General features: G+C 69.6%; 5 protein-coding genes and 1 CRISPR repeat array. Of the genes, 2 read left to right on the top strand and 3 right to left on the bottom strand.

The genetic code is table 11. The features are described 5' to 3' along the window. Positions 1 to 120 precede the first annotated feature (120 nt). Positions 121 to 2,883: a methionine synthase gene (metH, locus tag D183_RS0106820; protein WP_017908348.1), complete on the top strand. Its 2,763-nt coding sequence runs from the start codon at positions 121 to 123 to the stop codon at positions 2,881 to 2,883. Between the two features lie 73 nt (positions 2,884 to 2,956). Then, positions 2,957 to 3,868: an NAD-dependent epimerase/dehydratase family protein gene (locus tag D183_RS0106815; RefSeq protein WP_232757231.1), complete on the top strand. Its 912-nt coding sequence runs from the start codon at positions 2,957 to 2,959 to the stop codon at positions 3,866 to 3,868. Positions 3,869 to 4,118: 250 nt separating this feature from the next. Further along, positions 4,119 to 4,875: a CRISPR direct-repeat array (repeat unit 31 nt; unit sequence GTCGCGCCCTCACGGGCGCGTGGATTGAAAC). A gap of 121 nt (positions 4,876 to 4,996) precedes the next feature. On the opposite strand, the gene D183_RS0106810 is transcribed toward D183_RS0106815, so the two are convergent. The 3 genes from D183_RS0106810 to D183_RS0106800 all read right to left on the bottom strand — a co-directional run. Then, positions 4,997 to 5,854, bottom strand: a complete 858-nt coding sequence (locus D183_RS0106810; protein ID WP_232757230.1) for a transporter — start codon at positions 5,852 to 5,854, stop codon at positions 4,997 to 4,999. A 39-nt stretch (positions 5,855 to 5,893) separates the two neighbouring features. Beyond that, positions 5,894 to 8,041, bottom strand: a complete 2,148-nt coding sequence (locus D183_RS0106805) for an acyltransferase family protein (RefSeq protein WP_017908345.1) — start codon at positions 8,039 to 8,041, stop codon at positions 5,894 to 5,896. 2 nt (positions 8,042 to 8,043) lie between these two features. Further along, positions 8,044 to 8,556, bottom strand: a 513-nt coding sequence (locus D183_RS0106800; RefSeq protein ID WP_017908344.1) for a DUF2058 domain-containing protein, incomplete at its 5' end; no start/stop codon positions are given.

Here is an 8,556-nt window from a genome sequence, read left to right as displayed (position 1 = left end):
CGGCGCAGGCCGCCTGATGTCCGTCGCGCGCACGCCCGCCGCCCCCGCCCGCGCAGTCCTGCGCGGGCACGCTGCCGCCTGCGCGTGCGCCGGCACCTCCCCGTTTTCGGAACGCTGACCATGTCCTCCGCCCGCCACACCCGCCTGTCCGGCCTGGAGCCGCTGCTGCTGACCCCGGACCTGCTGTTCGTCAACGTCGGCGAGCGCACCAACGTCACCGGCAGCGCGCAGTTCCGCAAGCTGATCAAGGAAGAGCGCTACGAGGAGGCGGTGGAGGTGGCGCGCCAGCAGGTCGCCAACGGCGCGCAGATCCTCGACGTCAACATGGACGAGGGCCTGATCGACTCGGAGAAGGCGATGGTGCGCTTTCTCAACCTGATCATGTCCGAGCCGGACATCGCACGCATCCCGGTGATGGTCGACTCCTCCAAGTGGAGCGTGATCGAGGCCGGGCTGAAGTGCCTGCAGGGCAAGAGCGTGGTCAACTCGATCTCGCTCAAGGAAGGCGAGGCGCCGTTCGTCGAGCACGCGCGCAAGGTGCTGCGCTACGGCGCCGCGGCGGTGGTGATGGCCTTCGACGAGGTCGGCCAGGCCGACACCTGCGCGCGCAAGGTGGAGATCTGCACCCGCGCCTACCGCATCCTCACCGAGCAGGTCGGGTTCCCGCCGGAAGACATCATCTTCGATCCGAACATCTTCGCCGTGGCCACCGGCATCGAGGAGCACGACAACTACGCGGTCGACTTCATCGAAGCGACCCGCGAGATCAAGCGCACCCTGCCGCACTGCCATGTCTCCGGTGGTGTGTCCAACGTGTCGTTCTCGTTCCGCGGCAACGAGACCGTGCGCCAGGCGATCCATTCGGTGTTCCTGTATCACGCCATCGCCGCGGGCATGGACATGGGCATCGTCAACGCCGGCGGCATGCCGATCTACGACGAACTGGACCCGGAGCTGCGCGAGCGCGTGGAGGACGTGATCCTCAACCGCCGCCGCGACGCCACCGAACGCCTGCTGGAGATCGCCGAACGCTACAAAAAGGCGGGGAATCGGGATGCGGGAATCGGGAATCGGGAAAAGCTGGCGTGGCGCGAGAAGACGGTGCGCGAGCGGTTGAGCCATGCGCTGGTGCATGGCATCGACGAGTTCGTCGAGGTCGATACCGAAGAGGCGCGGCAGCAGGCCGCGCGGCCGCTGGACGTGATCGAAGGCCCGCTGATGGACGGCATGAACGTGGTCGGCGATCTGTTCGGCGCTGGCAAGATGTTCCTGCCGCAGGTGGTGAAGTCGGCGCGGGTGATGAAGAAGGCGGTCGCCTACCTGCTGCCCTACATCGAGGCGGAAAAGCTGCGCAGCGGCGACACCGGCAAGTCCAACGGCAAGATCGTCATGGCCACGGTCAAGGGCGACGTGCACGACATCGGCAAGAACATCGTCGGCGTGGTCCTGGCCTGCAACAACTTCGACGTGGTCGACCTGGGGGTGATGGTGCCGACCCAGACCATCCTCGACCGCGCCCGCGCCGAGAACGCCGACATCATCGGCCTGTCCGGGCTGATCACCCCGTCGCTGGAAGAGATGACCCACGTCGCCCGCGAGATGCAGCGGCAGGGCTTCTCGATGCCGCTGCTGATCGGCGGCGCCACCACCTCGCGCGCGCACACCGCGCTGAAGATCGACCCGCATTACGCGGCGCCGACGGTGTGGGTGAAGGACGCCTCGCGCGCGGTGGGCGTGGCGCAATCGCTGATCTCGCGCGAACTGCGCGCGGCCTTCGTGGCCGCCAACGACGCCGACTACGCCGAGATCCGCCAGCGCCACAAGAACCGCGGCGACGCCAAGCGCCTGGTCTCGCTCGCGCACGCGCGCGGGCAGCGCTTCGACGGCGGCTGGGACGCCTACACCCCACCGGTGCCCAGGCAGCCCGGCCTGCACGTGTTCGACGACTACCCGCTGGACGACCTGGTCCCGCTGATCGACTGGACCCCGTTCTTCCAGGCCTGGGAACTGGCCGGCAAGTTCCCGGCGATCCTCACCGACGAGATCGTCGGCCAGCAGGCCAGCGAGTTGTACCAGGACGCGCGCGCGATGCTGCAGCGGATCGTCGCGGAGAAATGGCTGACCGCCAAGGCCGTGTTCGGGCTGTGGCCGGCGCAGTCGGTGGGCGACGATGTTGTGGTCCTGACCGACCGGAAATCGGGAGACGGGAATGGGGAATCGTCAGGCGCGACCGCGCCGCTCGACCATTCCCGATTCTCCATTCCCCATTCCCTGCACTTTTTGCGACAACAGGTCGACAAGCCCGCCGAGCGCCCGGACTTCTGCCTGGCCGACTTCATCGCGCCGCGCGACAGCGGCAAGCAGGACTGGATCGGTGCGTTCGCGGTGACCGCCGGCATCGGCATCGAACCGCACGTGGCGCGCTTCGAGGCGGCGCACGACGACTACAACGCGATCCTGCTCAAGGCCCTCGCGGACCGCCTGGCCGAAGCGCTGGCCGAGCGCCTGCACCAGCGCGTGCGCACCGAGTTCTGGGGCTATGCCGACGACGAGGCGCTGGACAACGAGGCGCTGATCGCCGAGCGCTATCGTGGCATCCGTCCCGCGCCCGGCTATCCGGCCTGCCCCGACCACAGCGAGAAGCAGACCCTGTTCGCCCTGCTCGATGCCGGTCGCAATGCCGGCATGTCGCTGACCGAGAGCTTCGCGATGCTGCCGACCGCCGCGGTGTCCGGCTACTACTTCAGCCACCCGCAGAGCCAGTACTTCGTGGTCGGTCGGCTGGGCAAGGACCAGCTCGCCGACTACGCCCGGCGCAAGGGTGTCTCGCTGCAACAGGCCGAACGCTGGCTGGCCTCCAACCTGGACTACGATCCGGAGTGAGCCCACGCCGACCGCAGGCGCCCCCATAGCGCCTGTGCCGCCCCACGCGCCTTCGAGTGCATCGCCGATGCCCATGTCCACTCCGACCCCATTGAAGATCGTGGTCACCGGCAGTGCCGGCCGGGTCGGCCGCGCGATCCATATCCGGCTCGCGCGCGAGCACCACGTCAGCGGCTTCGACCGGACGCCCTGCTCCACAACCGACTGGGTCGGCGACCTCGACGATGCCGCACTGCTGGCGCGCGCACTGCAGGGCGCGGACGCCGTGATCCACACGGCTGCGCTGCATGCCCCGCACGTCGCGCATGTGCCGGCGGCACGCTTCCGCCAGGTCAATGTCGACGGCACGCGCCGCGTCCTGGACGCCGCGGCGGCGGCCGGCGTGCGCCGCATCGTGTTCACCAGCACCACCGCGCTGTATGGCGACGCAGCCACTCCCGACGGCAGCGCCGGCTGGGTCGACGAGACGCTGGCGCCGCAGCCGCAGACCATCTACCACCACACCAAGCTTGAGGCCGAGGCGGTGCTGCGCGAAGCGGCCGACCAAGGCGGGCCGAGCGTGCGCATCCTGCGCATGTCGCGCTGCTTCCCGGAACCGGTCAACGTGATGGCGGCATTCCGCCTGCATCGCGGCATCGACGCGCGCGACGTCGCCGAGGCCCATGCGGCGGCATTGCGGCATGCCGGGCCGGCAAGCGCGACGTTCGTGATTTCCGGCGCCACCCCGTTCCTGCGCGAAGATTGCGCCGAACTGCACACCGCAGCGCCGGCGATCCTGCACCGCCGCGCGCCGACGCTGGTGGCGGCGTTCGCGCAACGCGGCTGGGCACTGCCGGAACGGATCGATCGCGTCTATTCGCCGCAACGGGCGCTGGACGCACTGGGCTGGCAACCGCGCCATGGTTTCGCGGAAGTGCTGCACCAATACGACACGCACGTGCCCGAGGTGCTGCCGCCCAACGACGGGCGCGCCGTCAGCGACTGAGCGCCAGGCTCTGATCGGCACACCGGGTTCGGATGGCGGAGCAAGGACGTGCGCCGTCGGCGCGAACCGGAAGCGCCCAGGGTTTTACCGGCCGGTTCGCGAATCCCGATAAGCACTTGATCGAAAAAGCGAAATGCCTGGGCAGCGTGAAACCTGGCAAGGCAGCCCCGCCCCCTGCACGTCGCCGCACGCCCGTTTCGCGAAATCGGCACTTTTTCCTTAGTCCCGGCCGGCAGTTATGCTGAGGGCTGTCGCGCCCTCACGGGCGCGTGGATTGAAACTTCGCGTCCCGCTCTTGTGCCTGGTCGAACACGGTCGCGCCCTCACGGGCGCGTGGATTGAAACATTTCAAAGGAGCGCGACAACCTGCGCCGGCCGTACGTCGCGCCCTCACGGGCGCGTGGATTGAAACCGGTTCGCCCATGCGATCAAGCATGAGGGGCTGTGGTCGCGCCCTCACGGGCGCGTGGATTGAAACACCAACGTCGCCACCAACAACACCGCCATCACCGGTGTCGCGCCCTCACGGGCGCGTGGATTGAAACTGCACGGCCGCGCTATGCCGGATCGTTCGGTGTGGTCGCGCCCTCACGGGCGCGTGGATTGAAACCACGCAGAGGGCATGGGCCTGGTCGCGGAATACAGTCGCGCCCTCACGGGCGCGTGGATTGAAACGTCAAGCAGGACGTGGCGGCCGAGAAGGCGTGGCAGTCGCGCCCTCACGGGCGCGTGGATTGAAACAAATTATGTGTCTGGCAGTCACTATGTCGATGCAAGTCGCGCCCTCACGGGCGCGTGGATTGAAACTCTGGAGCGAATGCGCCGACCGTGGACGCGATCGCTGTCGCGCCCTCACGGGCGCGTGGATTGAAACTGCGCCGGCGTGCTGTTCGCCCTGCTCGTGATGGCGTCGCGCCCTCGCGGGCGCGTGGATTGAAACGACGATAGACGGCACCCGTTCTAAGAGCATTCCCTCGTCACGTCCTCACTGGCGTGTGGATTGAAACTCCTTGCCGGCAGGGACTCGCTCACGCATGCCTGTCCCGCCATCCAAGGCGCCTGGGTGGAACCGTGCCGGGCCCTTGGTTGCGCGGAGGCGCGATTCACGACATCACCGCACCATGGACCTCAGCGCAGCAACACCGAAATGCCGAGGCCGCCCTGCCAGTCCGGGGTCTGCGACGACAGGCCGCGCAGCACCGACAGATCCAGTTGCACGCGGTTGGCGAACAGCCAGGTGACGCCGCTGCCGAGCGCGCGCATCTCATCCTCGCCGCCGCCGATGCCCGCCTCGACGTAGGCGCTCAGCGTATCGCCCGCGTAGAAGGTGTAGCTCGGCGAGACGCTCCAGCCGGAGCCGTCCTCGCTGTCGCTGACATTGCCGTACAGCGCCAGGCTGCGCCCTTCGGGCAGATCCCAGCCGGCGCTCACGCCCAGATCGTAGCGGTGGCCGGCATCGCCGTACGGCGCGCGCCCGACCGGCAGACTGGCGCTGCCGAGCAAGGCCCAGCTGACGCGGTCGCTGGCGCTGGGCAACGCCTGCTTCAAGCCGATGCTGGCGTCGCCGCCACTGTGCCCGCGCTGGTCCTGGCCGCCGCCACGCACGCGCTGCCACACCTGGCTGTCGATCGCCAGCTGCAACTCGGTGCGTGCGCTCAGGCCGAACCGCAGCCGGCTGTTGGCGACGTATTCGGTGCTGCGCACGTCGCCGTCGCGGTCGTAGCTGCCATCGAAGAACGCCTGCTCCCAGGCCAACTGTCCACGCTGCAGGGTGGTCGAGGCGAAGCCGATACCGGGCCGGTCGAACGCCGGCGTGTCCTCGGCGCAGGCCACGCCGGCAGTGCCGGTAGTGGCCGCCAGCAGCAGCGCCCCGCGCAGCAGCGCATCGCCGCGGCGGCGCAACTGCGGCCGGCGGCCATGCTGGGTGGCGACGAACGACGGCACCACCCGCGATCGCTGCGGCGCGAGAAAAGGCAGAACAGGCATGCGCGAACTCCTTGCGATGCGGGAGCGGAGGGCTGCGCCTCAAGGCGCCGGCGGCGAGTGTGCCTGGATCGCCGCAATGTGCGATGTGAAGCCCGGCAGCAGCACCCGGTTGCCGTAGCCGCTGAGGTGATCGGCATCGAAGAACAGCGGGCGCCCGTCGCGGCTGCCGCTGCAGTACTGCGCGTCGCACAGCAGCGGCAACGGATCCCACACCGAGGCATGCGGCAGCTGCGCGGCGATGCGCTGCAGGCTCTGCAGCACCGGCGCACGGTAGCGCTCCATCGTCGCGCGCGGGATCGGGATGCCGCGCGCGCAGATCGGATTGCCGCGGTTGAACCAGTCCGAACAGCGATACGGCGGCGCGCGCAGCACCGGCTTGGGCGCTTCGAAGACGATGCGCACGCCGCGCTGCGCCAAGGGCTGCAGCAGCGCGACCGCAGCCGCTTCGCGAGCGCTGCGCGCGGCCTGCGCCTCGGCACCCTCCTGCTCGGCCATCGCCGCGGTCTCGTCGAACAGGCGGTCCTGATCGGCCAGGCGCAGCACGCGCAGCGCGGGCAGAAACAGTACATCGCCGTCGCGCGCGTGCGCGGCGACGTCGGCCAGGGTGCTGCGCTCATAGGCCTGGCAGCCGGGATTGCTGGCCTGCCAGGCCTGCAGGCCGACGATGGGGCAACCGCCGACACCGTAAAGTCGCACCGGCACCCCGCTCTGCAGCGCGAAGCGCCGCAGCAGTTCGTTGTAGGCCAGCGCATGCGAGTCGCCGGCCACGAACACCTGGCCGCCGTCATCGCGGTTGGGCAGCGTGCAGGCGCCACGCTCGAACAGCTTGGCGCTGCCCACCTGCACCGGCACCTGGCGGGTCTGCAGCGCGCACTGCGGAAACTCCCGGCGCAGGCCCTTGGCATAGGCGTACCAGTCCAGCGGATGCCGGCTGACCGTGCTCAACCCGTAATAGCGCTGGGCGTTCTGCAGCAGCGCATGGGTGCCGCCGGCGAGCAGCACCAGGCCCAGCCCGGCGACGATGGTCCGCGCCGGCGTGCGCGCGCGGCCGATGCGGCCATGCCGCCACGGCAGCTCCACCCAGCGGTACGAGGCCAGCGCCAGCAAGGCGACCAGCAGCAGCGCCGCGGCTCTGGTCGGCGCCGATTCCAGACCGACGGTCCAGCGGAACAGCACGAACACCGGCCAGTGCCACAGATACAGCGAATACGAGACGCGGCCGATCGCCACCGGGACGCGGTGCGCCAGCGCGCGCCGGATCCAGCCGGCCGGGGCGCCATGCAGCAGCGCCAGCAGGGCGAGTGTGCCCAACACCGGCCACAGTCCATCCGGCCACGGCGAGTGGCCGGGACGCGCGCACCACAGGCCGACCACCACCGCCGCCAGCGCCATCGCCAGCAACGGCGAACGCCAGCTCCAGGCGCCCGGCGGCGGCGCCTGCGTCCCGGCCTCGAAGCGTCCGCGCAGCGCCAGCACCTGGTACAGCAACACGCCGCTGCCCAGTTGCCAGAAGCGTGCGGTGGTCAGGTAGAACGCGGCCGCCGCATCGCCGGCATCGCGGCTATGCCGCCAGGCGAACGCCAGCGAGGCGGCCGAGGCCAGCGCCACCAGCAGCGTCGACCACACCCGACCGCGGCCGCCACGGTTCCAGGCCAGGAACAGCAGCGGGAACAGCAGATAGAACTGCTCCTCCACGCCCAGCGACCAGGTATGCGTGTACGGATTGAATTCGGCCTTGGGCGAGAAGTAATCGTTGCCGGTCGCGGCCAGCACCCAGTTGCTGAGGCCGACGAAGGCCATGCGCCCGGTCCTGGCGCTGGTCTCGCTGAGCCAGGACTCGGGAATGAACAGGCCGCTGGCCAGGGCCGTGACCAGCAGGCACACCACCAGGGCCGGCGCGATGCGGCGCAGGCGCCGCGCATAGAACTGCGCGAACACGCCCAGCTGTCCGGCCGCCGGCAGGCGCTGCAACGACGCGCTGACCACGAAGCCGGAGATCACGAAGAACATGTCCACGCCGGTGAACCCGCCCGGCAGCCATGCCGGATCGAGGTGGTAGGCGATCACCGCCAGCACCGCGATCGCGCGCAGCCCGTCCACGTACGGCAGATAGCCGCCGCCGGCCTGCGCGTGCGGCGGCATGTGGCCGCGCCCGGCGGCCAGCGTGCCCGTCCCTGGCAGCGCCACGTTTACCAGACCAGATCGTCGGGGATCTGGTACTTGGGATCGGCGTAGGGGTCTTCTTCCGCCGTCGCGTTCGGATCGACCCGCAGCGCCACCGCCGCCGGGAAGATCGCTTCGGCCTGGTCCAGCAGCGCCGCGGTCACCAGCAGGTAGCGGCCGTTCTGCTGCAGCACGCCCAACTCGCCGGCGTTGAGCGCCTTGAGCTGGTCGGCGGTGACGTAGATGCGCTTGATCTTGCCGCCATAGGGGAAATGGCGGGCGATGTCGGCCTCGGCGTGGTTCAGCGCCTGGCCCTTGAGCAGTTCGTCGAGCTTGGCCCGCGCTTCACGGCGCAGGCGCGCTTCTTCCTGCTTCTGCCGCTCGGCCTCGATGCGCTCGTCCTTCTCGCGCTGGGCACGGATCGCATAGGCCTTGGCCAGATCGATGTCCTCGCGGCTGCGCGGCGGTCGCCCCGGCTGGCCGCCCGCGCCCTGCGGCTTGCCCTGGCCAGGGCCGTTCCCGTGCGGACGGCCGCGCCA

It is taken from the genome of Xanthomonas sp. SHU 199, from assembly GCF_000364665.1.
GTDB classification, from domain to species: Bacteria; Pseudomonadota; Gammaproteobacteria; order Xanthomonadales; family Xanthomonadaceae; genus Xanthomonas_A; species Xanthomonas_A sontii.
Note: the sequence above shows the minus strand (reverse complement) of the source record. Positions and strands in the feature narration are given on the sequence as shown.

Bases quoted from the DNA above. Each gene is read 5' to 3' on its own strand.
- D183_RS0106810 (WP_232757230.1), bottom strand. From the start codon at position 5,854: ATGCCTGTTCTGCCTTTTCTCGCGCCGCAGCGATCGCGGGTGGTGCCG.
- metH (WP_017908348.1), top strand. From the start codon at position 121: ATGTCCTCCGCCCGCCACACCCGCCTGTCCGGCCTGGAGCCGCTGCTG.
- D183_RS0106815 (WP_232757231.1), top strand. From the start codon at position 2,957: ATGTCCACTCCGACCCCATTGAAGATCGTGGTCACCGGCAGTGCCGGC.